The following is a 24,155-nucleotide window of genomic DNA, read 5'->3' on the forward strand; positions in this document are numbered from 1 at the left end:
GCGTTGGCGATTAACAAAAGATTGCTCACCCCTCAATCACAGCCATAAATTCGCGCCACTCACCTTTGCTCATTCCACTGCTCTCTTGGGTCACATTTTCGCCTGCCAGCATGCGGCGCATGCATTCGACACCTTTGCCAGACAGCTGTGCACCGCCCATGCGGTAATCTTCAAACGCGGAATAGGCGAAGGGCACCCAATCCTTGACGACCTCACAAATCGCATCGGCATACACGCGGATTTCATATTGTGCGTGGGCGTCCGCCCGCAAACGCAAGAAATGGAACAAGTTGTGCAAATCAACCTTCCAATACCACTGCGTGTAGACATTTGCGGGCAGGTTCATACGGGCCAACTCGCGGGCAAGCCCTTGCTGGCCATCTTCCGAAATCATCTGCTCGTAATGGTCGTAGGCACGGTTGCTATCGGTCTTGAGGATGTCCAAAACGCGTGCGGCCTCCTCGCCTTCAAGTGCAGCGCCGCGCCCCTGGTTATTCACAACCGACTGCGCTGCAAGGTGGTCTGGCGCGGGGATATAAAACTCCCGATCCAGAATCGAATAGCGCGCCGAATATTCGTTTACGTTGGCCGTGCGGTGCCTGATCCACTGACGTGCCACAAAAACAGGCAGCTTCACATGCAATTTGATTTCGCACATCTCAAAGGGGGTCGAGTGCCAGTGACGCATCAGATACCGGATCAACCCTTCGTCGTTTTGAACCGATTTGGTGCCTTTGCCGTAGCTGACGCGCGCCGCTTGCGTGATCGCATTGTCATCACCCATATAATCAATGACGCGGATAAACCCATGATCCAAAACAGGTTTTGCCTCGTAAAGATGAGCTTCCATACCCGGCACGGTGGCCCGAATGGTGTGATGGGACTGACCGCGTTGCGCGTCAATTTCAGCCTGTTGTTCGGGTGTAATGGGCATGCACGGCCTTTCTGAAAACGGAATCAACGGAATCGGGTTGGCACCACTATATCTGGGTTCGCTTCGTTGCAAAACAGCGATATAGTGGGCAGGGCTCACCCTTTGCTATGTTGACTTAGAGCATTAAAAACACGACGATACACACAAAATTAACGAAGAACGGGCAGTGAGAACCAATGACGCGCTTTGCACCCAAATTTATGATCGGCGGGCTTTCCCTTTTGGCACTGGCCGCCTGCGGTGGCGACGGGACCAACCCGTTCCTTGTGGATGAAGAAATCACCCAAGAGCTGGAAGAAGGCGATCCCAATGTGGTGGTCGACAATAAATTCGCTTGGGACCCTGCCCGCGGCATTACCGCCAACGATGTTCAATATGTTGAAAATGATGACGGCACCCGCGAATTGGTCATCAACAACCTGCCCTTCGATGGGTCGACCAAAACCTATGATGAAACAGGTGTGACCCTGCCGGGCCATGCTGGTGTCGCCGGCGGCGCAGTCTTTCGCAGCCGTACCGAAACCATTGGCGGTGTCGAAACAGACGGCGTGATCACCTATTATGCCGTTTACGTTGAAACCGATGTGATACAGGGCGCAGCCGTTGCGGGCGCAGAATGGTTTGATTTTGGCTACACTGGGGCGAACATTAAACGCGACAGCTATAGCCTGCCCGATGTTGTTGATGGCGTTGGCCCAAGTGAATTCCGCTATAGCGGCGTCTATGCGGGCACTCGCAAAATAGAGGAAGGCGGCCCTTTGGAACTGACCAGCGGCAAGCTGGATCTTCTGCTCGACATCAAAGACTTCGATCCGGAGGTTGAAGGGTTGGAAGGTGCGATCACAGGCACGATCTATGACAAACAGTCCCATTACGTTGACGGCACGGTCAAGAATGATCTGCCAGATGTCCTGTTGGCGGTTGTCGAATTTGACGCGTCAACAGGCGAATGGACAGCTGGAGAGACGTCAACCATCGTGCCCGAAGGCTTCAGCGTCACCGAAGGCGAATACGAAGGATTGCTGGCAGGTGATGACGCCAGCGATGTGGGTGGCTTCCAAATTCAGGTCGGCGTCGCCCATGCGGAATTGGTGCGCTTCGAAGTGGTCCAATACACCATCACCGAACCCGTTCTGGACGCGGGTGGCAACCCCGTGCTGGACCCTGCAACAGGCAACCCACTTGTTGTTGTGACCGAAGGTGAAGTCTCTGCCCTCGACGAGGCGGCCCGCGAAGCCGCGCAAGACCTGGTTGATGCGGGCCTTAACGTGCCGCTGATCACTCTGGACCCTGCTGATCTGCCCCCGGGTGCCGTGGTCACAGGCACTGTCATCGACGACGAGCCGTTTGAAAGCGATTTTAATGCGCAAGAGGTTGGCGTTTTTGTTGGAGAGGTCATCGAAGGCGACTTCGACTGATGCATTTGGCCCAAGGATGAAGCTGTTTTCCACCTTCTGTTGGGCCATATGCCTTGCGGGGCTGATATCGGCAGCACCCACCGCGCCGTCACTGGCCCAATCCGCCGACAGTGTCACGTTAAGTGTGGCGCAGGCCCGCAGCCTTGCACTCAACCTGATCCGGCAGAAAAAGCCCCAAGCCGCCCGTGAAATCGCACTTGGGATCTTGCGCGGTGATCCCGATGACATCCGCGCGCTCCTCATTCTTGCACAGGCCGAAGCACGCCTTGGACAACCTGCCAAGGCACGGTTCGCCGCCCGTCGTGCCTTTCGCAAATCCGACAAACCAAACGAGAAATATACAGCCGCGGCCCTAGTCGCAGATAGTTTTGCCCAACAAGACAAGCTGAACCAAACGCAAATCTGGCTGCGCAGAGCCGAATTTTACGCAACCGAGCCACGCCAAAAACAGGCCCTCGCCCGCAGCTACGCAAAAGTCCGCAACGCCAATCCAATACGTCTGCAATTCAGCTTCAACGTCAAACCCACCGACAATCTAAACAACGCCCCCACCGACGGAACCATCATTATCGGCGGTCTGCCGTTTGAGCTGAGCGGCAGCGGACGGGCCCTGTCTGGCACCGAATTGTCCTACGGTCTGGACGCCAGCTATTCAAAACCGACCGACGCCGGCAATCGCTGGTCACTGGCCCTGTCGCTGAACGCGCGCGACTATCTGCTGTCGTCCGAGGCCAAAAGACAGGCCCCCGATGCGAAAGCCAGCGATTTCGCCTTTCGGGAGGTTAAACTTTCGGGCCGCTACACATGGCTGAGCCAAGACAAGGGCAGCACATCGGCGGGCCTTTCATTGGGGGCAAACTGGTATGGCGGTGACCGTTTGACCAACAGCATTTCCCTTGATCTGGCGCGCCGCTGGTTTCTGGATGATCGCACGGTCCTCGACGGACGGCTCAGCTATGCAATCCGCGAACGGCAGGACTCCGAAATACGCAGCTCGGATGTCACTCAGCTAACCTTGGGCTGGACGCGGGTTTTGGAAAACCGTGACAGGTTGCGCCTGTCGGCCACGCTGATCGATACCGCCTCGGACTCAGCATTTGTGGCCTATGATGGCGCGACCCTGAGTGGATCATATGCCCTTGCCGACCCCATCTTCGGCGCGACCACGCGGCTGAACCTGTCGGTCGGGACCCGCAGCTATGACCGTGCAGTTTCGCTTTATGGGCCTGACCCACGCGCAGATACACAATACAGCGGCGGCGTCAGCCTGTTTTTCAAAGATGCCAGCGTGTTCGGATTCGCGCCAACGGTCAGCCTGTCGATCTCGCAAACCCAATCCAACCTCGATCTATACGACTCCGAACAGATCGGTCTCTCTTTCGGGATCGGCTCTGTTTTTTGAACACGCACCTCGCATTTAAGCGCGGCCTTGCTAGGTTAACAAAGATGTGCCCACAAAGCGAAAGCAATGACATGACCCTGAAATATCTGCACACGATGGTCCGCGTGAAAGACCTTGAAAAATCAATGGCCTTTTATGCGCTGCTCGGCCTGAAGGAAACGCGCCGTTGGGACAATGAAGGCGGCCGATTTACCCTTGTGTTCATGGCCCCCGAAGGGCAGGAAGAATGCCCTGTCGAATTGACCTATAATTGGGATGGCGACGACGGGCTGCCATCCGACAGCCGCCATTTCGGGCATCTGGCGTACCGCGTCGGTAATATTTACCAGCTCTGCCAACACCTGATGGACAATGGTGTGACCATCAATCGCCCGCCGCGCGACGGGCACATGGCCTTTGTCCGCTCGCCCGACAACATCTCGATCGAGCTGTTGCAAGAAGGCGATGCACTTGCCCCCCAAGAACCATGGGCCAGCATGGAAAACACAGGTCATTGGTAGCCCTCAAGATACCAGCGGCGCTTTGTCTTGCCGCTGTCATGCTGGCAACGCCCGCTTGGTCGGGGTGCCGCTTGGCGCTGGTGCTGGCGGTGGATGTGTCCTCTTCGGTCGACGCGCGTGAAGATGCGTTGCAGCGCGGTGGCTTGGCCCGCGCGCTGGTGGCACCTGATGTGGTGCGCGCCTTTTTGGCGGGCGGCGATCCCGTGGCCATCGCCATCTACGAATGGAGCGGGCGTTACCACCAAACGCTGATCCGCGACTGGACCCTGATCACATCACAACAGGATCTGCAGCGCGTATCGACAACCGTTGCCACCTCTACACGCGCCTACGCTGAATTTCCCACCGCAATGGGCGAAGCGCTTCTTTTTGGGCGCACCCTTCTGGATGACGCCCCCGCTTGCGCCGCGCAGACCTTGGATATGTCGGGCGATGGCAGCAACAACGAAGGCTTCGGCCCCCGCGAGGTCTATGCCACAGGGGTCTATGACGGGGTCACGGTGAACGGTTTGGTCGTCAACGCCGCGGAATTTGAGGCCGAAACACAGCTTATCGCGTATTACGCGCAGGATGTGCTGCATGGCCCCTCTGCCTTTTTCGAAGTGGCCCAAGGGTTTGAGGATTTTGAACGCGCCATGCGCCGCAAACTGGAGCGCGAGGTCTCGGGCCTCGTCGTGGGCGTGTTGGATGTGGATTAGGGCCGCGCTGATCTTTGCAGCAATGGCCGGCAGTGCCTCGGCTGCGTGCCGTCAGGCCCTGTCGCTTGGGATGGATGTGTCAGGGTCGGTCGATGCACAGGAATACCGCTTGCAACTTGACGGACTGGCCAATGCGCTTGGTGCGCGCGCGGTTCAAGACATCCTTCTGGATATGCCCGAAACACCCGTCGCGCTGCATATCTATGAATGGAGCGGCCCAAGCCATCAGCGTGTCTTGCTGGATTGGACACCCATCACCGGCCCTTCCGATCTTGCCCGTATCATCACCGTTCTGCGCACCACACAACGGGTCGCTGCGGATCCGTCCACCGCGCTTGGCACCGCCATGTCCTTTGGCGCAACCGCACTGGACCAAGGCCCCGCGTGTTGGCGCAAGACCCTCGATATATCGGGCGATGGCAAGAACAACACAGGCCCCCGCCCCCAAGCCGTGCGCGCCATTCCGCAGATGCAGGGCATCACGATCAACGGTCTGGTCATCGGCTCTGACAGTCAAAGGCGCGATGATCAGCGGCAAGGCGATATTGCAGAGCTTTCTGCCTATTACCAAACCCAGGTTGTCCTTGGCCGACAGTCCTTTGTGGAAACCGCGCTCGGGTTTGAGGCGTTTGAAGCCGCGATGACCCGTAAACTCATACGTGAGTTACAAAGCGTGGCCATCGGCGCGCTTCAATAGATATAGCGGATCTGATCGGTCCAATACCGCTCCACCCGGCGCAGCGCGGTGTTGATACGGTCCAATTCGTCCATATCCAGAACCGCTTTTTGCATCAGCCCTTCGGAATGGCCTTCAAATAGATCCTTAACCAGTTTGCAAATCATGCGGCCCTTTTCGGTCAGCTTGACGCGCACCGATCTGCGATCCACCTCGCAACGCTGATGGTGCATATAACCCATTTCAACCAGTTTTTTGAGGTTATAGCTCACGTTGGAACCCTGATAGTAGCCACGGGTTTTCAATTCACCCGCCGTCACTTCGTTGTCGCCCACGTTGAAAAGCAAAAGCGCCTGCACCGAGTTGATCTCAATCACGCCCACGCGCTCAAATTCATCCTTGATCACGTCCAGCAAAAGCCTGTGCAAACGTTCAACCAGGGCCAAAGCATCCAGATAGCCTGTAACAAACCCTGCATTTGCGCCACCCTGACCAGTCCCTTGGGTGGGGGGCGTCATTTGGCTGTGCATACTCATCATCTTTCTCCGACATTGCTGCTCGAAGATAGCGATACCCGCTAATTCGCTAATTCGCCGTTAAAGCGGTTCAAGTTTTTTTCAGATGTGCCGCAATATCGCTGATCATGTCCAAAAACTCGGGCGGTGTGACCACCTGCCCTGTGACCCATTGGTAAAGATCATGGTCATTTTCAGCCAAAAGCGCATCATAGGTCGTCAGCTCGTCATCGCTCAGACCTGCCAGATGCGCATCGGCGTAGCCCATCAGAATCACGTCCATCTCCTTGATGCCACGGCGGATGGAACGCATGTAAAGCCGCTTGATGCGGGTCTCGCGTGGTTCATCTGCGGGGGGCTGTGGCTGCGGGATTTGGGGAAGATCACTCATGCCTACGCTCTTAGCGCAGCACGCAACCTCTTTTCAATGACCCCTGCACGGCGTGCCTGCTTTTCCATCTCGATCCGCACCTTGCGCAATTCCAGCAGCAAATCGTCCACACCTTCGGGAAACGCCTCTGCATCGGTGCCGGGCGCTTCAATCTCGTCGCCTTCGCCTTCCAGCAGCCAGCGCAGCGATACGCTCAGCAAACCCGCCATCATCGTCAACTTATTGGCGCGCGGCTCGGACAGATCGTTTTCCCAGTTTTGAAGCGTGACCAATTTGACGCCAAGGCGTTTGGCCAGTTGCTCCTGGCTCATGCCAGCTGCGTCACGTGCGCCGGCAACCCGATCTCCGAATGTCGATGCCTCGGGGCTGAACCAGTCTTTTGCACTGTCTTCCATTGTGATCTCCTTGGGCGTATGGGTTAACACATCAATAACGCGGTCACACGCCGCTACAACCCTACGGAGACGACCATGCCTTTCCTGTCCACGACTCTCGCCCGCGTCAAACCGTCCCCCACCATCGCGGTGACGACCCTTGCAGGCGAATTGAAGGCCAAAGGTATGGATGTGATCGGCCTGGGCGCGGGCGAGCCTGACTTCGACACGCCCCAAAACATCAAAGATGCCGCCGTTGCCGCCATCGCCGCAGGCAAAACGAAATACACCGCCCCCGACGGCATCCCCGAACTCAAGCAAGCCATCTGCGACAAACTGAAACGCGACAATGGGCTGGACTATACCCCCGCGCAGGTCAGCGTCGGAACGGGCGGCAAACAAACGCTTTATAACGCGCTGATTGCCACGCTGAATGATGGCGACGAAGTGATCATCCCCGCACCCTATTGGGTCAGCTATCCCGATATGGTTTTGCTTGGCGGCGGCACGCCTGTGACCGTCGAGGCCACGCTGGACAACAATTTCAAGATCACCGCGGACCAGCTTGAAGCCGCGATTACACCCAAGACCAAATGGTTCATCTTCAACTCGCCCTCCAACCCCACGGGCGCAGGCTATAGCCGCGCCGAGTTGAAAGAGCTGACAGATGTTCTGCTCCGCCACCCGCATGTCTGGATTATGACCGACGATATGTATGAACATCTGGCCTACGACGGGTTCGAATTTGCGACCCCCGCGGAAGTGGAACCACAGCTCTATGATCGCACGCTCACCTGTAACGGCGTGTCCAAAGCCTACGCTATGACAGGCTGGCGCATCGGTTACGCCGCTGGCCCCGAGGAAATCATCAAAGCGATGCGCAAGGTGCAATCGCAATCGACCTCGAACCCCTGTTCGATCAGCCAATGGGCCGCGGTTGAGGCGCTGAACGGCACGCAGGATTTTCTTGAACCCAACAACGTGATGTTCAAACGCCGCCGCGATCTGGTGCTGGACGCACTTGGCAAAATCGACGGCATCACCTGCCCCACGCCCGAAGGCGCGTTCTACGTCTATCCCAACATCGCAGGCCTGATCGGCAAGACGACGCCAAAAGGCGTGCTGATCGACAATGATGAAACCTTCGCCAAAGCGCTTTTGGAAGACACGGGCGTCGCGGTGGTGTTCGGCGCGGCCTTCGGGCTTTCCCCGAACTTCCGCATCAGCTACGCTACCTCTGACGAAAACCTCAAGGAAGCCTGCAAACGCCTTGCCTCCTTTTGTGACGGTCTAAGCTAGAGGGTCGATATGAGCGCTGAGCTTCCAGAGTATTACTTTCGGGTCCGTGAAAACGGTGCGCTTGTCTTTCGGGTCGATACCGAAAACCGCCAGCGCCGCATCGAAATGGACCCGATCGCTGTGGTCAACATCCGCAACGGTGAGGTAAAGCCCCAAGGCGATCGCATCCTGTCGCAAGAAGATCTGGCACGCATCGAAAACTGGATGGCAGACCGCACGGCCCTTCTGGCGCAGCGCGACATCGACGATATCCACCGCGCGGTGGATTACCTGAACATCACAACCCAATGGGTGCAGTCCAAAGCCAGTGACGACCAGCTGGAGGATGTGACCGATGCACTGCTCATGGCCATGCACGATCTGCGCAGCGTCTTGGTGCGTAAAAAAGCCGACAGGCTAATGGGAAAATCCAAGGGCTGAGACGCCTACGTGCCCGCCACCTGCACCACATACCGCGCCGCCCCGCGCCCCCAGAACCGCGTCAGCAGCAAGACCGCTGCGGCCAGCAGGCCCACAACCAATCCAAGCCAGACCCCAACAGCCCCAAGCCCAAGGGTAAACGCCAGCAGATAAGACGCAGGCAACCCCAGGCCCCAATAGCTGACCGCCGCCATCCACATCGGCGCGCGCGTGTCCTGCACACCGCGCAGCAACCCAAGGGCAATCACCTGCAACCCGTCTGCAAACTGAAACAGCGCCGCCATATAGATCAGCGTGATGCCGATGGGCAGGATCGCATCGCGCATCGGATCATTGGGGTCCAAAAACAATCCCACCAAAGCACCTGGCACCGCGATAAACACCGCCACCGCCATGACCGACACACCAAGCGACGTGCCAATGGCAACCTTGCCCCCAAGCGCCAGACCGTCTGCATCACGCCGCCCCAGGGCGCGGCCCGCCCGCACTGTCGTTGCCTGACTAAGGCCCAGATGGATCATAAAGGTCGCCGTCGCCACCTGTAGCGCAATGCCGTGGGCCGCCAGCGGCAAGGTGCCAAGCCAGCCCATCAACACGGCCGAGGCCGTAAACAATCCTGTTTCGGCCAGATTGGTCAGGGCAATCGGCCAGCCCAGTTGAAAAATATGCGCAAACGCCTGCGTATCCCTGCGCCAGATATTTTGGAACAACGCATGCTCGGGCATCACCTTTTGTGCATACCACGCAAAGAACACCAGCAGGCCAAACTGGATGATCCCACTGGCCAGCGCCGCACCGCGCACCCCCATTTCGGGCGCGCCGAAATTGCCAAAGATCAAGGCGTAATTCAGCCCGATGTTGACCACCGCTGCGGCCAGCGTGGCCCACAAGATCGGTTGCGTGCGTTCCATCGCCGCCAGATAGGCGGTCAGTGTGCGCACCAGCAGCGCAGGAAATATCCCCCACCCTGCAATGCGCAGATAATCCTGCGCCAATGCGGCCACCTGCGGCTCTTGCCCAATCGCAATCAGCCATCCTTCCGACCACCAAAGCGGTCCCATGATCGCCGCGCCAAACAGCACCGACAACCACAAACCCATACGTGTGGTGCGTCTGATTTGGGTATCGTCACCCTGCTCGGCCGCCGCTGCCACCACAGGCGTCACGGCCATCGAAAATCCCGACCCGATGATCACCAGCGTCATAAAGAAACTGCCGGCGATGGTCACACCGGCCAAGGCCTCAACCGAATACCAGCCAAGCATGATCGTATCGGTCAGACCCAGAACAAAGCTGGCCAACAGGCTGCCGACCAGCGGCAGGCCCAGTTTCAAAAGGGCCGTGAAATGATCTGTCGCACGCATGGCTATGCAATGGCGGAATGTAAGGTGGATTTCAATCCACCATGCGTTCAGGTCCGTCGCGCGTCAGGGTGCATGGCACGGCCCAAAATCTGATCGGAGTTGTGGATCACATGATCGGCCCCGCATACGATCAGCGGGTCCGCCGCCGTGATCAGATCCGTGTCCTTGTCGGGATAGTCAAGCGAGTTCAAAAAATGCATCATGCAATTCAGGCGGGCGCGTTTTTTGTCGTTTGATTTGATCACCGTCCACGGCGCGTCTGCGGTGTCTGTATAAAAGAACATCGCCTCTTTCGCCTCGGTGTAATCATCCCATTTGTTCAGCGATGCCTTGTCGATCGGCGACAGTTTCCAGCGTTTCAACGGATCATCGGCGCGGCTGTCAAAGCGTGCTTTCTGCTCGTCCTGCGTGACCGAAAACCAGTATTTATACAGCCTGATACCCGAACGCGTCAGCATCTGCTCAAACACCGGCGTCTGGCGCATAAACTCCAGATATTCGGTGGGCTCACAAAAGCCCATCACCCGCTCGACACCCGCGCGGTTATACCAGCTGCGGTCATAGAGAACCATCTCGCCACGTGTGGGCAAGTGATTGACATAGCGTTGGAAATACCACTGACCGCGTTCTTCGTCGGTGGGTTTGTTCAGTGCCACAACCCGTGCGGCCCGTGGATTAAGATGCTCGGTAAACCGTTTGATCGTGCCACCCTTGCCAGCCGCATCGCGCCCCTCAAAGAGCAACACAAACTTCTGGCCCGTGTCCTGCGCCCACAGCTGAACCTTCAAAAGCTCGGCCTGCAATTTGGCCTTTTGCGCCTCATATATCTTTTTGGACAGCTTGGTTTTGTATGGGTATTCACCCGCCTCAAAGCGTTTCAATTCCACGCTGTTGGCTGGTTCGATCTGATTGGTCATGCGCCATCTCTCCCGTTTCATGTTGGCTCTTGCCTTTGGCTTAGCGCATTGTGGCAGGCTGCGCTTTGACCTCCCTCAAATCCTGCTTCCCCCCTCGTGAGCCGCGTGGCATACTGCGTCAAACACCAAGAAAAGAAGCAGCACGCCCATGTCCAACGACCTTTTGTCAGGCACACCCAAAGCCGATGACTACGATGCCTCCTCCATTCAGGTGCTTGAGGATATGGAACACGTCCGCCTGCGCCCCGGCATGTATATCGGGGGCAAGGACGAACGCGCGCTGCACCACATGGTCGCCGAGATCATCGACAATTCGATGGACGAAGCCGTCGCAGGCCACGCCACATGGATCGAGGTCGAGCTGCACGAGAACGGCCATGTCTCGGTGCGCGACAACGGGCGCGGCATCCCCACGGGGCCCCACCCCAAAGACCCCGCCAAATCCGCGCTGGAAATCATCTTCTGCACTCTGAACGCAGGCGGCAAATTCTCGGGCGACAGCTATGAAACATCAGGCGGCCTGCACGGCGTCGGCTCCTCCGTGGTCAACGCGCTCTCCGATCACCTGCGTGTCGAAGTGGCCCGAAACAAAGAACTCTTCGCCATGGAATTCAGCCGCGGCGTGCCACAGGCCCCACTGGCCAAAATCGGCGCGGCCCCCAACCGGCGCGGCACCGCTGTCACCTTCCACCCCGACGCCGACATCTTCGGCGCGCTCAAACTCAAACCCTCCCGCCTGTTCAAAATGGCCCGCTCCAAGGCCTACCTCTTCTCGGGCGTCGAAATCCGCTGGAAAACCGCGATCAACGATGGCGACACCCCGCTAGAGGCCAAATTCCACTTCCCGGGCGGGCTCTCGGACTACCTGACCGAAACCATGGCAGGGGCCACCACCTACGCCGAGCAGCCCTTTGCTGGCACCGTTTCATTCGACAAGTTCAACGCACCGGGCAAGGTCGAATGGGCGATCAACTGGACGCCTGCCCGCGACGGCTTCATCCAGTCCTACTGCAACACCGTGCCGACCCCAGAAGGCGGCACCCACGAGGCAGGCTTCTGGGCCGCGATCCTCAAAGGCATCAAGGCCTACGGCGAGTTGGTGAACAACAAAAAAGCCGCCACCATCACCCGCGAAGACCTGACGACAGGCGCAGGCGCGCTGGTGTCGTGCTTTATCCGCGAGCCTGAATTCGTGGGCCAAACCAAAGACCGCCTCGCCACGGTCGAAGCCCAACGCATGGTCGAAAACTCCGTGCGCGACCACTTCGACAACTGGCTGGCCGCCGACACCAAATCCGCAGGGGCCATACTCGATTTTCTGGTGCTACGCGCCGAAGAACGCTTGCGCCGCCGTCAGGAAAAAGAAACCGCCCGCAAATCGGCCACCAAGAAACTGCGCCTGCCAGGCAAGCTGGTCGATTGCAGCGCCACCAACCGCGAAGGCACCGAGCTTTTCATCGTCGAAGGCGACAGCGCGGGCGGCTCGGCCAAAATGGCCCGCGACCGCAAGACCCAGGCGCTCCTGCCCCTGCGCGGCAAAATCCTCAACGTGCTTGGGGCGGCCTCGTCCAAACTGGGCAGCAACGCGGAAATCAGCGATCTGACCCAAGCCCTTGGCGTGGGGCTCGGCACCAAATTCAACGTCGATGACCTGCGCTATGACAAGATCATCATCATGACCGACGCTGACGTCGACGGCGCCCATATCGCGGCGCTTTTGATGACGTTCTTCTTCACCCAGATGCGGCCCATGATCGACACAGGCCACCTCTATCTGGCCTGCCCGCCGCTCTTTCGCCTGACCCAAGGGGCCAAACGCGTCTACTGTCTGGACGAGGCCGAACGCGACATGTGGCTGGAAAAAGGGCTTGGCGGCAAAGGCAAAATCGATGTCTCGCGCTTCAAGGGTCTGGGGGAAATGGACGCGAAGGATTTGAAAGACACAACGATGAATCCGGCCACCCGCAAACTGATCCGCGTGACCGTGGACGAGGACCTTCCGGGCGAAACAGGCGATCTGGTGGAGCGCCTCATGGGCAAAAAGCCCGAAAAACGGTTCGAGTATATTCAGGCGAACGCGCAGTTCGTTGAGGAGTTGGATGTTTGAACATTTTGTTCAAATCTTCGGGAACAACCATCCTTTAAACGTCCACTTTTTAAATTTTAGACTACGCTCGCGATAATCAATATCACAATTTGCAAAGCCAATTGTTAAACCCATAACTAAAGACGCATCTCGCTCCGCGTTGTGTGTTGTACTTTGAACAAATGGCGCTGCGATGCCCGAATACTCAAAAGCTTCCATTAGTTTGGGATATTTCACATGCCGCCTAGCAAAGAAAGAAGCTCTCTTTTGAGCCTCCTTCATTGTGCAAAGTCTTTCATTATCATGGAGTGGACGACAACCAGATCGCTGAAAAGCTGCGTCAAGAAAACCTCCATCAAATTCGATATTGTGCGCCACGATCGGTGCATCACCGATGAAGTCTCGGATTTTCAAGGATTTTTCCTCAAAGACTGGCTCATCTTTAAGCATTTCCAATGAAAAGCCGTGAATTGCTTCTGCTTCGCTGGAAATTTCCATTTGAGGATTGAATTTATACGACTGTGTTTCCGCTGTAATTTCGAGACTTTCACCACGTCTTAAATCCAATTTGGGTACAACGATTTTATGAAGTGCAAGCGAAACAATTCTATCTTTAATAGGATTTAGTCCTGTAGTTTCACAGTCCAATATCACCGCTTCTCTAAGATCCCAAAACTTCAAATTTCATGTCCTCGATGGTTTGATTTCTTACTGAATCTAACTTTTTAAATCATTTAGCGCACAAAGAAATAGTTGCGCGACTTGGTCATATTGCGTGCGTATCAAAGATGCTCGGTTAGTTCACAACTGATCTCACTCCACCAAATTCATAAATTCATCGTCATGATAGGCTTGAAAATATGCAATGCGTCGTGTGTGAACACCTTAGCCTGCCAGACCAGAAGTTGCAGATCTGACATTTTTGCGAAGCTTTGTCTATTAAGCCTCAATGCTCTTGAAACCCTCGCGCGACTGAAAGCGAGAACTAGCGCCCGCACCCGAGGGTGGGCGTGAAGCGCCCTCCCATGGGGGAGGGTCGGGCGCTGCCAAATCTACGATTTGGCATGAACATCAGAAAGGCCTGCAAGGCACCATCCTTGCGATCCATCCATCCACGTAAAAGAACGACCGTCGTAATCAGCAAGGCACTGCCGACAGATAGCTGCTTGGAAACACCGAGAGGTCGGGTGCTCCCTCCACAGGCGGTGGCAACTACAGCGATTGAACAACGTCAAAACGCGACATCATACGCAGCGATGCGCCACGGCTCGCTTTGCCAAACGCACCACCCATCAATACCGCGCCCCGATCAGCACCGCCATGTTTCGAAAAATCGCCGCCACTGGGTCGCCCCTTCCCTGCCCGTAAGGTGGATTTCAATCAACCTTACCCAAATACCTGACCAATTTAGTCGTCATACGCATTGCCATACCGTGAGCATACGCTAGGCCATACATGTTGTGGCAAAAGCCCCCTTGCGCTGCATATCGGGCTCGCCACAGCATCTTGTGGGTGCTAGCCTTTGCGGATGGCTCCCTCTTTTTCCGCCCTCACCATGCTCGCCGCAGGCATCGCCGTCCCCGTTCTGGCCGCTTTGAACGCGGCGCTCGGGCGGCATATCTCGGCGCCCGCAGCAGCCTCGGTCGCGCTCTTTACCATTGCGCTTTTCACCACTGTGATCGCCATTTTAGTGACCCGTCAGACGGGCGCGCTGACACAGCTTGCCACAGCGCCCAAGGGGCTGCTCTTTGCAGGTGTGCTCATCGCGTTTTATGTTCTGTCGATCACCTACATCGCCCCCACATTCGGTGTGGGCAATGCGGTTTTTTTCGTTTTATTAGGGCAACTTATCAGTGCCGCGGCCATCGACCACTTTGCACTGTTTGGTGCGCAGCACACCCCGCTGACACTCACACGCGCAGCGGGGATTGCTTGCATGGCCCTGGGCGTTTTCCTGACCCAAAAGGCCTAGTAATCGCCGTAGGGCGAGTTCTGCACGATGTAAGCCGCGCAGCCCCGTTTGCCTGTGGCCACCAGATACCAAACCGTCTCGCCAGGCCGTCCCGCGCGGCTGTATTGGCAGCCATTGGGATGCACCCAGCGCTGGCCCGAAAATCCCGACGGCGGCATCACAGCACTGCCCACCCGCGTCGGCTTCGTGCTGCGGTCGTTCTCCAAAGACAAAAACGCCTCCCCCCGCCCCGCCGCGCCCATAACCGACACTGCGACCACGCCTGAAATCATCCAATTCTTCATCATTCTGCTCCTGATTAAAGCCCCCAAATTGTGGGTTTAATCAGCACGATATGTGACGATTGGTGAAACGAATGATCCAAAAAATTCGACTTAAAATTTGATGGTTAACTATATTTTCAAGCGCAAACCGTTGTCGTGGCTGTGCTTTCTTTTCATTGTGCAAAGCGCCCCTTAACCAGCCTTTTTCAGGGCAAGCTCTGTCACCAGCGCCCAAAGCGCGTCGGGCACATCAACCTGCGCCATTTCTTTGCGGTGGGCTCCTGGGATTCGCGCACCATCTTGGGCCGCGACGGCCTGGGCCACCCGCGCAAAGCGTGCGCCGAAATCGGGTGAGGTTGCGGGATCAATCAAGATGTAGAACTGGCCCAAACCATGCGGCGGGCCATCGGGCAGCTTGAGGCCCGAAACATCCAAGGAATTGACCGACCCTGTCATGCCAGCAGCCAATAGTTCGACCATCAGACCAAGCCCCCACCCTTTGTAGCCCCCTGCAGAGACCAGCGCCCCGCGCAGGGCGGCTTCGGGCTCCGTGGTGGGCTCACCGTTCTCATCGACGGCCCAACCAAGCGGGATTGTCTGACCTGCGGCCTTGGCCATCGTGATCTTGCCCAATGCAACCGCGGAGGTTGAAAAGTCGAAATGCATCGCAAGCCCACCTGCCGCGTCGGGCACCGACATGGCAAAAGGGTTGGTGCCGATCACCGCTTTATTGCCGCCGGGCGGGGCCACCACGGGTGATGCATTGGTGGCGCCAATCCCGATGATCCCTTGGCCTGCGATTTGTTCAGTGAAAAAACCGAGCGATGTGCAGGTATGCGCATTGCCCACGGCCAGTGTCGCTACGCCATTGGTGCGGCACGCTTCGACCGCCGCCTGCAGACCCGCGGCAAACGCAGGCTGCGCGAACCCGAAACGCGCATCGACCTTCACGGTTGCCGGGCGCGGCAACTGAACGTCAGGCGTAACCGTGCCAGACACCCGCCCAGAGACCAGCTGTATGCAGTAACTTTCCAGATAATACAGACCGCAAATCACATTGCCCAGGCTTTCCGCCCGGGCAACCGCGCGGGCCACATGCTTTGCAATTTCGGGCGTGGCACCATGGGCTTTCAAGGCCTCAAGGCTGGTCTGTTCGATCTGGGAAATAGAGATAGTGGGCATCTGGCATGGTCCTCTTTTATCACCCTCGCAGGTGGCCAGAGGCTGCGCAAAAAGACAAGCAAAAAGCCCCGCAGTGTCCTGCAGGGCTTTGAGCGGTTTTACAAAGTGTGCCTAGGCTGAAATGTCGATGAAGGTGATCGCCGTTGTCACATCACCGCCCATCACCATGAGCGTTGCACCTGTGCTGAGCGTGAGTTCAACACCATCCACGACGGGCGTGGTTTCGGTGATCGTCGGTGCATCGCCACCGTTGTATTCAACCAGCAACATGTCCTCGCCGTTGACGAAGTCGGTGATTGTCACGGTCTGGGTCACATCGGAAAGGATACGGAAGGTATCGGCCTGTGTTCCGCCTGTGCCAGTGTCCGAGCCACCAAGGAACAAAATATCATCCCCTGCGCCGCCATTCAGCGTATCGGCTTCAGCGTCAGACGGCACGCCCGACAGCGCATTGCCAGCCAGTTGATCATCGCCTGCATCGCCATTCACGACGTCGGCACCTGCACCGCCAAGAACGATATCATCGCCCTCGCCACCGTTCAGGGCATCATCACCGGCCAAGCCCGCGATATTGTCTGCGCCACCCAAACCATTGATTGTGTTGGCCACGTCAGACCCTGTCAGGGTTTCGTTGGTATTGTCACCTGTAATGTCTGCCGCTGTGGGATCAGTGGGGTCTGTAGGATCCGTAGGGTCGGTGGGATCTGTCGGATCAGTGGGATCTGTCGGATCAGTGGGATCCGTTGGATCGGTGGGGTCCGTTGGGTCGGTCGGGTCCGTTGGGTCGGTCGGGTCCGTTGGGTCGGTCGGGTCCGTTGGGTCGGTCGGGTCCGTTGGATCAACAGGATCAGTAGGATCAGTAGGATCAGTAGGATCAGTAGGATCAATCGGGTCAATCGGGTCAACGGGATCAACCGTCTCTTCTTCCTCGTTCGGGTCATCATCGGAGAAAAATCCGAAGCCCGTTGCGAACATCAACCCCATCAGGGCCAGAACAATAGCAGAGTCGATCATAATGCTGTTCCCTTCACAGACTTATGTAACCGCGCAAGGGTATCGCACGATCTTCAAAGACAGAAGATAACTCTCATTTAAGGCAAATTCGCGCCGATGAGATGGAAACAGTGGGATGTCATTGCCCCAATTGATCTGAAAAACGGAGCAATTACGCGCTATTGCGGCGAAAGTAGTCCCGTATCAAGGCGGACCGTCCGGTCCATCCGTCCAGCCAGCTCAAGGTTGTGGGTCGCGATCAGGGCCGACAAGCCTGTCTCTCGCACCAAGCCCATCAGGGTTGAAAACACGTGGTCCGAGGTTTCAGGATCAAGATTGCCTGTCGGCTCGTCTGCCAGCAAAAGGCGGGGGCCATTGGCCAACGCACGGCAAAAGGCAACGCGCTGTTGTTCCCCTCCGGACAGTTCTGCGGGGCGGTGCGTGGCGCGGTGGCTGACGCCGACCTTATCCAGAAGGGCCATGGCACGGTCTTGTGCCTGCTGGACAGACACGCCCGCGGCGCGTTGCGGCAGCGCGATATTTTCCAGCGCCGAAAATTCGGGCAGAAGATGGTGGAATTGATAGATAAAGCCAACATCATCGCGCCGCGCGGTTGTGCGCACGCGGTCGGATTGATCCGTCATATCGCGGCCTGCCAAATGCACACTGCCCTTGTCGGCGGTATCCAACAGTCCCGCAATATGCAGCAGAGTGGATTTACCCGCCCCCGACGGCGCCACAAGGGCCACAACTTCGCCCGCGTCCAACGACAGATCGATGCCGCGCAGCACATCGATCTGGTTTGGTTTGCCAGCGTTATAGGTTTTGGTCACGCCGACGAGCGACAGAATAGGATCACTCATAGCGCAAAGCCTCGACAGGGTTCATCCGCGCGGCTTTGCGTGCGGGAAAAATGGTGACGGTAAACGACAGGATCAGCGACAGACCAACGGCAGACAGCACATCGGCCAGCTGTAGTTTGGCAGGCAGCTGATAGATACCGCGAATGGACGGATCCCAGACCCCGCCGCCTGCAACTGTGTTCACAAGGCTGAAAATCGGATCAATATACAGCGCAAAGAGGCACCCAAGCACAACACCGAGAGCCGTGCCGATGATGCCTGTAAATGCCCCGCATATGAAGAAAACCCGCAGAACCGACCCTTCGGTAAGCCCCATGGTGCGCAAGATACCAATGTCGCGCCCCTTGTTTTTGACCAACATGATCAGTCCCGACACAATGTTCATCGCCGCGATCAGAACGAGAATGGACAAGATGATAAACATCACGTTGTCCTCGATATCCAGCGCCCGCAGGAAGGCGCCGCTGGCGTCTTTCCATGTCCAAACCAATGCGCGATCCCCACCCGCGCGCAGCAGAGGAACGGTAAGGTCATCCACACGGTCAGGATTGCGCACCATTACCTCGATCTCGTCGGCCGCCCCTTCGCGGTTAAAGAAGGACTGTGCTTGGGCAAAAGGCATGTAGATACGTGTTTGATCAATATCGTAGCGGCCAGCGGTGAAGATATACACCACCTCATAGGCCATAACGCGCGGCTTGGTGCCAAAGGGGGTGCGCGCCCCATTGGGAGAGATAATCTTGATGCGGTCCCCAGGGATCAGCCCCAACTCGCGCGCCACACCAGAGCCGATGGCAACACCTTGGTCAAACAGGGAAATGTCTCCAAGCGCGTCGTCAGGTGCTACGACACGCGGGATGCCCAAAAGATCGTCATAGGTGATGCCGTATACCTGAACGCCGGCGTTGCGATCGGCATTGTTGGCCATGACATTGCCTTTGATCAGCGGTGCTGCGCGCGTCACGCCTTCGACCTCGCGAAGGCGTGCGGCCATTGCATCGAAGTCTTCAATCACGCGGCTTGCGCCGCCATTGGCCTGAATTTCAGAGGTTTGATACACGGTCACATGGGCATTGGCCCCAAGGATCGTATCGACAAATTCAGCCCGAAACCCCGCCCTAACGGCCAAGGTCGCAATCAAGGCAAAAACGGCCAGCGTGATCCCGATCAGGCTGATCCACGTCATAGTGCTGACGCCCCCTTCGCTGCGTTTGGCACGCAGGTATCGCCACGCGATCATCCATTCAAAAGGGGCAAAGGGTTTGTTGGACATGCTCGGGTCTCTGTTTTGTTTGGATTAGTCTATCTAACGCGGCGGTGGGTTAAAACCCACCTTACACATGGGGGCCAGCCCCCAAACCCCCGAGGTATTTGGCCAACAATGAAGATCAGGCAGGCTTGGGCTGCTTGCGGCGAAACAGGCGCGCGATGATCCGCCCAACTGCGGTGCTGCTGCCCCACCCGATGACGTAGCCTGCAAACGCAAAGAGGATGCCTTGGGGGGTCAGTTGCACTGCGGGTTCAAAGCTATGCCACGCGGCCTTGGCGATATCGGGATCGGTCAGGCGTGGAAAGTGCAGCAGTTTTTGCGTGGTGCTTGCGCCTTGTAGGGCGGCAAGATCGGCCTGAAGCCTATCGGCGCGTGCAATTGTTGCTGACATGTCTTTACTGCGCTGGCCCACGAAATCACTGCCTGCCATAGCCTCGAGGGCGGCAGCGCGGGTCAGGCCGAATTCACGCGCGGAGGTGTCGAAATCTTCGACAACGCGGTTCAACTCGTCCACGGCCCCGCCCAAGCGTTGCACGTATTGTTGCGCGTATTCGGGGAATTGCGCAGTCAACGCCCCGCCGCACAGACCAAGGCCCACAGCAAGGGAGCGCAGCAGCCGCATGGATCAGGCAGCCTTGCCGTAGATTTGCGCAATGCGCAGCACAGCCTGTTCGGGCGGCATTTCTTCGCTTTCGCCGGTGCGGCGGCTGGTCAGTTCGACCACCCCATTCTTGAGCCCACGCGGACCAACGGTGATGCGCCATGGCAGGCCGATCAGGTCCATGGTAGCGAATTTTCCGCCAGCGCCCATTTTGCGGTCATCGTACAGCGGCTCAAGGCCAAGTGCGGTGATGCTGTCGTAAAGTGCCTGACAGGCAGCATCAGCCTCTGCATCGCCGGTCTTGAGGTTGACGATCCCGCAGTGGAACGGCGTGACCCCTTCGGGCCAGATGATGCCTTTGTCGTCATGGCTGGCTTCGATAATCGCGCCAAGCAAACGCGATACGCCAATGCCGTGACTGCCCATGTGTACAGGCACGACCTTGCCATCTGGTCCCTGCACGGTCGCGCCCATCGCTTCGGAATACTTTGTGCCAAAGTAGAAGATCTGACCCACCTCGATGCCGCGTGCGGTGCGGCGGCGGTCCTCAGGCACCTGCATGAACAGTGCCTCGTCATGGGTTTCATCGGTGCGCGCGTAACGCGATGTGAATTCCTCCATCACGGCGGCGCATTGGGCCACGTCATCAAAATCCACGGCGCGATCCCCGAAGGTCAGATCTGTGATTTCGCTGTCATAGAACACTTCGCTTTCGCCTGTATCGGCCAGCACCAAAAACTCATGCGTGTCGTCGCCCCCCATTGCGCCACTGTCGGCGCGCATCGGGATGGCCTGAAGCCCCATACGTTCGTAGGAGCGCAGGTAAGTAACAAGGTGGCGGTTGTAGGCATGCAGCGCGTCTTCTTTGGTCAGATCAAAGTTATAGCCATCTTTCATAAGGAACTCGCGACCACGCATCACACCGAAACGAGGACGGCGTTCATCACGGAATTTCCACTGGATTTGATACATCGTCAGCGGCAGGTCTTTGTAGCTCGAAACATTCGAGCGGAAGATGTCGGTGATCAACTCTTCTGCGGTTGGCGTAAAAAGCATCTCGTGGTCATGGCGGTCCTTGATGCGCAGCATTTCATCGCCGAAGGCATCATATCGCCCGCTTTCTCGCCACAAATCAGCGGATTGGATCGTGGGCATAAGCATCGCCATGTGACCTGCGCGCGCCTGTTCTTCGTGCACAATGTTTTCGATTTTTTTGAGAACCTTGTAGCCCAAAGGCAGCCATGAATAGATGCCTGCGCTGGATTGTTTGATCATCCCTGCACGCAGCATATAGCGGTGGCTGACGATGGATGCCTCGGAAGGGGTTTCCTTGAGGACGGGCAGGAAATAACGGCTCAGGCGCATGGGACGGCTCATTCATGTGATTTGTGATTGCCAAAACGTCTAGGCAAAGGCGCAGGCCTTGGCAATGTGGGAATGAACTCTGCACCAATGCGATGACAGCCACATGACGTGATATCACAGGGCCGTGACCAGGGTGATCCCGATCACGCCCCTGTGCGTAAGCCAATACACAAAGCGCCATTCACACAACTTTCGTGCTTTGACTTACACAAGGGAAATAAGAACCATGAAAACGATCTTCAAGACTTTCGCCACCACTGCCGTGGCTGTCACATTTGGCACCGCAGCCAGCGCAAATACCATTGTCGATATCGCAGCGGCAGACGAGCGTTTCTCGACCCTCGTTGCGGCTGTAACGGCGGCTGGATTGGTCGAGACTCTGCAGGGCGATGGCCCATTTACGGTGTACGCCCCTGTCAACGATGCCTTTGCCGCGCTGCCCGACGGCACGGTTGAGACATTGTTGCAGCCCGAAAACAAAGGCGATCTGACAAATGTCCTGCTTTACCATGTGGATGATCGCAAACTGACCGCCGAGATGATCCCGGGGGGGTCGAACTACTTCAAACCGATCCTTGCCAGCGAACGTCTGTGCATCACCAAAGGCGCAGATGGCGTGTCGATTGCGGATGGCACTGGCGAAATGGCCAATGTCATCATCGCCAATATCGAAGCGGACAACGGTGTGATCCACGTGATCGACAAGGTTCTTTTGCCCGGCACACGCCCCGCCTGCCACTAAAGAACGCGTATCTTGCAACAGACCCCGCCCGCATATCGCAGGCGGGGTCTTTTGTCAGAACGGCCCAGTTTTGCGCATCTGACTTGAAACCCTGCATCCCTTGGGCAATGTAGAGAGACAAGCAGGAGCGCAACCATGGCCTTACCCGTCGAACAACAAGCAAAATACTGGGGCATTGCGGCTGTGGTCGTCTTTGCCGTGCTGTGGTTTCTGGGCGATGTGATTTTGCCATTCGTATTGGGCGGGGCCATCGCTTATTGTTTGGATCCCATTGCCGACAGGCTTGAAAAAATGGGGGCCAGTCGCGTTTTGGCCACTGTGATTATCACGGTTGTCGCCGTGCTGTTTTTCGTTTTGGCGTTCTTGCTCGTCATTCCCACCTTGATTGAACAAACGGGCCAACTGATCAACACGGCCCCCGATCTTTTCGACCGGCTGCGCGTGGCCCTGACCGAACGATTTCCATCCCTGATTGACGCCGATTCAGTCATGCGCAAACAGCTTGCCAGTATCGGCGAGACGATCCAGGCCAAGGGCGGCGAGCTGATCGAAGGGGTTTTGACTTCTGCCGCGGGGCTTTTGAACATCATCGTCTTGATCGTCTTGGTCCCCGTGGTGGCGTTTTATCTGCTGCTGGATTGGGACAATATGGTCGCGCGCATTGATGATTTACTGCCCCGCGATCACGCGCCGACCGTTCGCCGACTGGGACGCGAAATCGACAATACGCTGGCAAGTTTCATACGCGGCATGGGCACGGTCTGTTTGGTCCTTGGGACGTATTATGCAATCGCGCTGATGGTCGTGGGACTGCAATTTGGTCTGGTTGTTGGCTTTATTGCAGGGCTTATCACGTTCATTCCTTATGTCGGTGCGCTTGTGGGGGGGCTGCTGGCCATTGGTCTGGCGCTGTTTCAGTTCTGGGGCGGCACACAAATGGTGGACGGGCAAAGCGTTCAGGTTGCAACCGATTGGGTCCGCATTGGTCTGGTTGCCGCGATTTTCGTGCTTGGTCAGGTGATGGAAGGCAATGTTCTGACGCCAAAACTGGTGGGAAATTCTGTGGGTCTGCACCCTGTGTGGCTCATCTTTTCGCTGTCCGTGTTCGGGTCGATCTTCGGGTTCGTGGGGATGCTGGTCGCGGTCCCGGTGGCCGCGATGATTGGCGTGCTGGTGCGATTTGGCTTGCAGCACTACAAGACAGGGCGCCTTTACCGCGGTCTTGATCAGGCCGATGATAAATGAGCAGCGAACAACTGACGTTTGATTTGCCAAGCAAACCTGCCTTGGGCCGCGATGACTTTTTTGTCTCGCCAAGCAATGCAGTGGCCCTTGCCACGCTGGAAGATCACGCACACTGGCCGTTGGGAAAACTGATCCTGAGCGGCCCGACGGGCGCGGGCAAAACCCATCTGACCAATGTCTGGGCCGCACAAACAGGGGCCGCAATCGTGCAGGCCGACCAGATTGATCCAACTTTGCAAGACACCTTCGTGGCCGTCGAAGATGTGCCAAAGATCGCATCCGACGCACAGGCGCAAGAGGCGCTGTTTCATCTGCACAACGCTATTCTTGCACGCGGCGGGCGTTTGCTGATGACGGGCGCTGGTGCGCCCTCGGCTTGGCCAATTACTCTGCCCGACTTGGCCAGCCGTTTACAGGGCACGAATGTGGCCCACCTTGGGCCCCCTGATGATGCGCTACTGACGGCTGTTCTGGTCAAACTGTTTAATGACAGACAACTGTCACCGACCCCGCCGCTGTTGACCTATCTGATCCGCTACATGGATCGCAGCTTCGACAGTGCGGCAACACTGGTCGCCGAGATGGACCGCCGCGCCTTGGCTGAAGGGCGCAAAATAAGCCGTGATCTGGCCCGCGATGTATTGGACAGCCTACCGCAAGGGTGA

The 24,155-nt window shown here is 57.2% G+C and carries 26 protein-coding genes; 12 read left to right on the forward strand and 14 right to left on the reverse strand.

Annotated features, from left to right (window positions below; all coding sequences use genetic code 11):
* Positions 1-25: 25 nt before the first annotated feature.
* Entirely contained in the window at positions 26-934 is a 909-nt protein-coding gene (thyX, locus tag L1065_RS03895; protein WP_237094126.1) for an FAD-dependent thymidylate synthase, read from the reverse strand.
* A 176-nt stretch (positions 935-1,110) separates the two neighbouring features.
* Between thyX and L1065_RS03900 the strand changes: the two genes are divergently transcribed.
* From L1065_RS03900 to L1065_RS03920, 5 genes are all read left to right on the forward strand, one after another.
* The gene (locus L1065_RS03900; RefSeq protein WP_237094127.1) at positions 1,111-2,352 is read left to right on the forward strand and encodes a hypothetical protein; all 1,242 of its coding nucleotides are present in this window, start codon (positions 1,111-1,113) and stop codon (positions 2,350-2,352) included.
* A 16-nt stretch (positions 2,353-2,368) separates the two neighbouring features.
* Positions 2,369-3,754, forward strand: a complete 1,386-nt coding sequence (locus L1065_RS03905) for a surface lipoprotein assembly modifier (protein WP_237094128.1) — start codon at positions 2,369-2,371, stop codon at positions 3,752-3,754.
* A gap of 71 nt (positions 3,755-3,825) precedes the next feature.
* On the forward strand, positions 3,826-4,254 hold the full coding sequence (locus L1065_RS03910) for a VOC family protein (protein WP_237094129.1): 429 nt from the start codon (positions 3,826-3,828) through the stop codon (positions 4,252-4,254).
* A 38-nt stretch (positions 4,255-4,292) separates the two neighbouring features.
* Positions 4,293-4,952, forward strand: a complete 660-nt coding sequence (locus L1065_RS03915) for a DUF1194 domain-containing protein (protein WP_237094130.1) — start codon at positions 4,293-4,295, stop codon at positions 4,950-4,952.
* A complete protein-coding gene (locus L1065_RS03920; protein ID WP_237094131.1) occupies positions 4,942-5,649 on the forward strand; it encodes a DUF1194 domain-containing protein in 708 nt (235 codons plus the stop codon). Before L1065_RS03915 ends, L1065_RS03920 begins: the two co-directional genes overlap by 11 nt.
* Here L1065_RS03920 and L1065_RS03925 read toward each other — a convergent pair.
* The 3 genes from L1065_RS03925 to L1065_RS03935 form a co-directional block, all read right to left on the reverse strand.
* Positions 5,643-6,164 (reverse strand): MarR family winged helix-turn-helix transcriptional regulator, encoded by a 522-nt coding sequence (locus tag L1065_RS03925; protein ID WP_370641134.1) that lies wholly within the window; start codon positions 6,162-6,164, stop codon positions 5,643-5,645. The genes L1065_RS03920 and L1065_RS03925 overlap by 7 nt on opposite strands.
* 70 nt (positions 6,165-6,234) lie before the next feature.
* Positions 6,235-6,534: a succinate dehydrogenase assembly factor 2 gene (locus L1065_RS03930; protein ID WP_237094132.1), complete on the reverse strand. Its 300-nt coding sequence runs from the start codon at positions 6,532-6,534 to the stop codon at positions 6,235-6,237.
* Between the two features lie 2 nt (positions 6,535-6,536).
* On the reverse strand, positions 6,537-6,929 hold the full coding sequence (locus tag L1065_RS03935; protein ID WP_237094133.1) for a helix-turn-helix domain-containing protein: 393 nt from the start codon (positions 6,927-6,929) through the stop codon (positions 6,537-6,539).
* A gap of 75 nt (positions 6,930-7,004) precedes the next feature.
* On the opposite strand from L1065_RS03935, the gene L1065_RS03940 reads away from it, so the two are divergent.
* Positions 7,005-8,207 carry a pyridoxal phosphate-dependent aminotransferase gene (locus L1065_RS03940; RefSeq protein ID WP_237094134.1) on the forward strand — a complete coding sequence of 401 codons (1,203 nt, stop codon included), beginning with the start codon at positions 7,005-7,007 and terminating at the stop codon, positions 8,205-8,207.
* A 9-nt stretch (positions 8,208-8,216) separates the two neighbouring features.
* The gene (locus L1065_RS03945) at positions 8,217-8,627 is read left to right on the forward strand and encodes a hypothetical protein (RefSeq protein WP_237094135.1); all 411 of its coding nucleotides are present in this window, start codon (positions 8,217-8,219) and stop codon (positions 8,625-8,627) included.
* A gap of 5 nt (positions 8,628-8,632) precedes the next feature.
* Here the strand turns inward: L1065_RS03945 and L1065_RS03950 are convergent, their stop codons facing one another.
* Positions 8,633-9,991, reverse strand: a complete 1,359-nt coding sequence (locus L1065_RS03950) for an MATE family efflux transporter (RefSeq protein ID WP_237094136.1) — start codon at positions 9,989-9,991, stop codon at positions 8,633-8,635.
* A 47-nt stretch (positions 9,992-10,038) separates the two neighbouring features.
* Positions 10,039-10,908 (reverse strand): polyphosphate kinase 2, encoded by an 870-nt coding sequence (gene ppk2 / locus L1065_RS03955; protein ID WP_237094137.1) that lies wholly within the window; start codon positions 10,906-10,908, stop codon positions 10,039-10,041.
* A gap of 148 nt (positions 10,909-11,056) precedes the next feature.
* Here ppk2 and L1065_RS03960 point away from each other — a divergent pair, with 148 nt between their 5' ends.
* On the forward strand, positions 11,057-13,015 hold the full coding sequence (locus tag L1065_RS03960) for a type IIA DNA topoisomerase subunit B (protein WP_237094138.1): 1,959 nt from the start codon (positions 11,057-11,059) through the stop codon (positions 13,013-13,015).
* A gap of 9 nt (positions 13,016-13,024) precedes the next feature.
* On the opposite strand, the gene L1065_RS03965 is transcribed toward L1065_RS03960, so the two are convergent.
* The gene (locus L1065_RS03965) at positions 13,025-13,675 is read right to left on the reverse strand and encodes a 3'-5' exonuclease (RefSeq protein WP_237094139.1); all 651 of its coding nucleotides are present in this window, start codon (positions 13,673-13,675) and stop codon (positions 13,025-13,027) included.
* A gap of 847 nt (positions 13,676-14,522) precedes the next feature.
* On the opposite strand from L1065_RS03965, the gene L1065_RS03970 reads away from it, so the two are divergent.
* Entirely contained in the window at positions 14,523-14,966 is a 444-nt protein-coding gene (locus L1065_RS03970; protein WP_237094140.1) for a DMT family transporter, read from the forward strand.
* On the opposite strand, the gene L1065_RS03975 is transcribed toward L1065_RS03970, so the two are convergent.
* The 7 genes from L1065_RS03975 to proS form a co-directional block, all read right to left on the reverse strand.
* A complete protein-coding gene (locus tag L1065_RS03975) occupies positions 14,963-15,250 on the reverse strand; it encodes a hypothetical protein (RefSeq protein WP_237094141.1) in 288 nt (95 codons plus the stop codon). The genes L1065_RS03970 and L1065_RS03975 overlap by 4 nt on opposite strands.
* A gap of 171 nt (positions 15,251-15,421) precedes the next feature.
* A complete protein-coding gene (locus tag L1065_RS03980; RefSeq protein ID WP_237094142.1) occupies positions 15,422-16,411 on the reverse strand; it encodes an Ldh family oxidoreductase in 990 nt (329 codons plus the stop codon).
* Between the two features lie 111 nt (positions 16,412-16,522).
* Positions 16,523-17,425, reverse strand: coding sequence for a calcium-binding protein (locus tag L1065_RS15765; protein ID WP_239029948.1), 903 nt, complete (start codon positions 17,423-17,425; stop codon positions 16,523-16,525).
* Between the two features lie 158 nt (positions 17,426-17,583).
* Positions 17,584-18,267, reverse strand: coding sequence for an ABC transporter ATP-binding protein (locus tag L1065_RS03990; RefSeq protein WP_237094143.1), 684 nt, complete (start codon positions 18,265-18,267; stop codon positions 17,584-17,586).
* A complete protein-coding gene (locus L1065_RS03995; RefSeq protein ID WP_237094144.1) occupies positions 18,260-19,540 on the reverse strand; it encodes a lipoprotein-releasing ABC transporter permease subunit in 1,281 nt (426 codons plus the stop codon). The genes L1065_RS03990 and L1065_RS03995 overlap by 8 nt, the downstream gene beginning before the upstream one ends.
* 115 nt (positions 19,541-19,655) lie before the next feature.
* Positions 19,656-20,159 carry a DUF2937 family protein gene (locus tag L1065_RS04000; protein ID WP_237094145.1) on the reverse strand — a complete coding sequence of 168 codons (504 nt, stop codon included), beginning with the start codon at positions 20,157-20,159 and terminating at the stop codon, positions 19,656-19,658.
* 3 nt (positions 20,160-20,162) lie between these two features.
* On the reverse strand, positions 20,163-21,503 hold the full coding sequence (gene proS / locus L1065_RS04005; RefSeq protein WP_237094540.1) for a proline--tRNA ligase: 1,341 nt from the start codon (positions 21,501-21,503) through the stop codon (positions 20,163-20,165).
* Positions 21,504-21,729: 226 nt separating this feature from the next.
* On the opposite strand from proS, the gene L1065_RS04010 reads away from it, so the two are divergent.
* The 3 genes from L1065_RS04010 (at position 21,730) to L1065_RS04020 (ending at position 24,155) form a co-directional block, all read left to right on the forward strand.
* Positions 21,730-22,245, forward strand: a complete 516-nt coding sequence (locus tag L1065_RS04010; RefSeq protein ID WP_237094146.1) for a fasciclin domain-containing protein — start codon at positions 21,730-21,732, stop codon at positions 22,243-22,245.
* A gap of 135 nt (positions 22,246-22,380) precedes the next feature.
* Positions 22,381-23,490 (forward strand): AI-2E family transporter, encoded by a 1,110-nt coding sequence (locus L1065_RS04015; RefSeq protein ID WP_237094147.1) that lies wholly within the window; start codon positions 22,381-22,383, stop codon positions 23,488-23,490.
* Positions 23,487-24,155 (forward strand): DnaA ATPase domain-containing protein, encoded by a 669-nt coding sequence (locus tag L1065_RS04020; RefSeq protein WP_237094148.1) that lies wholly within the window; start codon positions 23,487-23,489, stop codon positions 24,153-24,155. The genes L1065_RS04015 and L1065_RS04020 overlap by 4 nt, the downstream gene beginning before the upstream one ends.

Origin of the sequence: Nereida sp. MMG025 (assembly GCF_021654165.1) — a bacterium.
Lineage (GTDB): Bacteria > Pseudomonadota > Alphaproteobacteria > Rhodobacterales > Rhodobacteraceae > Nereida.

What these genes read in the sequence shown, in the direction of transcription:
- L1065_RS04020 (WP_237094148.1), top strand. Translation starts at nt 23,487, where the DNA reads ATGAGCAGCGAACAACTGACGTTTGATTTGCCAAGCAAACCTGCCTTG.
- thyX (WP_237094126.1), bottom strand. Translation starts at nt 934, where the DNA reads ATGCCCATTACACCCGAACAACAGGCTGAAATTGACGCGCAACGCGGT.
- L1065_RS03935 (WP_237094133.1), bottom strand. Translation starts at nt 6,929, where the DNA reads ATGGAAGACAGTGCAAAAGACTGGTTCAGCCCCGAGGCATCGACATTC.
- L1065_RS03905 (WP_237094128.1), top strand. Translation starts at nt 2,369, where the DNA reads ATGAAGCTGTTTTCCACCTTCTGTTGGGCCATATGCCTTGCGGGGCTG.
- L1065_RS03975 (WP_237094141.1), bottom strand. Translation starts at nt 15,250, where the DNA reads ATGAAGAATTGGATGATTTCAGGCGTGGTCGCAGTGTCGGTTATGGGC.
- L1065_RS03910 (WP_237094129.1), top strand. Translation starts at nt 3,826, where the DNA reads ATGACCCTGAAATATCTGCACACGATGGTCCGCGTGAAAGACCTTGAA.
- proS (WP_237094540.1), bottom strand. Translation starts at nt 21,503, where the DNA reads ATGCGCCTGAGCCGTTATTTCCTGCCCGTCCTCAAGGAAACCCCTTCC.
- L1065_RS03945 (WP_237094135.1), top strand. Translation starts at nt 8,217, where the DNA reads ATGAGCGCTGAGCTTCCAGAGTATTACTTTCGGGTCCGTGAAAACGGT.
- L1065_RS03915 (WP_237094130.1), top strand. Translation starts at nt 4,293, where the DNA reads ATGCTGGCAACGCCCGCTTGGTCGGGGTGCCGCTTGGCGCTGGTGCTG.
- L1065_RS03970 (WP_237094140.1), top strand. Translation starts at nt 14,523, where the DNA reads ATGGCTCCCTCTTTTTCCGCCCTCACCATGCTCGCCGCAGGCATCGCC.
- L1065_RS03930 (WP_237094132.1), bottom strand. Translation starts at nt 6,534, where the DNA reads ATGAGTGATCTTCCCCAAATCCCGCAGCCACAGCCCCCCGCAGATGAA.
- L1065_RS03940 (WP_237094134.1), top strand. Translation starts at nt 7,005, where the DNA reads ATGCCTTTCCTGTCCACGACTCTCGCCCGCGTCAAACCGTCCCCCACC.
- L1065_RS03980 (WP_237094142.1), bottom strand. Translation starts at nt 16,411, where the DNA reads ATGCCCACTATCTCTATTTCCCAGATCGAACAGACCAGCCTTGAGGCC.
- L1065_RS04000 (WP_237094145.1), bottom strand. Translation starts at nt 20,159, where the DNA reads ATGCGGCTGCTGCGCTCCCTTGCTGTGGGCCTTGGTCTGTGCGGCGGG.
- L1065_RS03995 (WP_237094144.1), bottom strand. Translation starts at nt 19,540, where the DNA reads ATGTCCAACAAACCCTTTGCCCCTTTTGAATGGATGATCGCGTGGCGA.
- ppk2 (WP_237094137.1), bottom strand. Translation starts at nt 10,908, where the DNA reads ATGACCAATCAGATCGAACCAGCCAACAGCGTGGAATTGAAACGCTTT.
- L1065_RS03950 (WP_237094136.1), bottom strand. Translation starts at nt 9,991, where the DNA reads ATGCGTGCGACAGATCATTTCACGGCCCTTTTGAAACTGGGCCTGCCG.
- L1065_RS03990 (WP_237094143.1), bottom strand. Translation starts at nt 18,267, where the DNA reads ATGAGTGATCCTATTCTGTCGCTCGTCGGCGTGACCAAAACCTATAAC.
- L1065_RS03960 (WP_237094138.1), top strand. Translation starts at nt 11,057, where the DNA reads ATGTCCAACGACCTTTTGTCAGGCACACCCAAAGCCGATGACTACGAT.
- L1065_RS04010 (WP_237094146.1), top strand. Translation starts at nt 21,730, where the DNA reads ATGAAAACGATCTTCAAGACTTTCGCCACCACTGCCGTGGCTGTCACA.
- L1065_RS03920 (WP_237094131.1), top strand. Translation starts at nt 4,942, where the DNA reads ATGTGGATTAGGGCCGCGCTGATCTTTGCAGCAATGGCCGGCAGTGCC.
- L1065_RS04015 (WP_237094147.1), top strand. Translation starts at nt 22,381, where the DNA reads ATGGCCTTACCCGTCGAACAACAAGCAAAATACTGGGGCATTGCGGCT.
- L1065_RS03925 (WP_370641134.1), bottom strand. Translation starts at nt 6,164, where the DNA reads ATGAGTATGCACAGCCAAATGACGCCCCCCACCCAAGGGACTGGTCAG.
- L1065_RS03900 (WP_237094127.1), top strand. Translation starts at nt 1,111, where the DNA reads ATGACGCGCTTTGCACCCAAATTTATGATCGGCGGGCTTTCCCTTTTG.
- L1065_RS15765 (WP_239029948.1), bottom strand. Translation starts at nt 17,425, where the DNA reads ATGATCGACTCTGCTATTGTTCTGGCCCTGATGGGGTTGATGTTCGCA.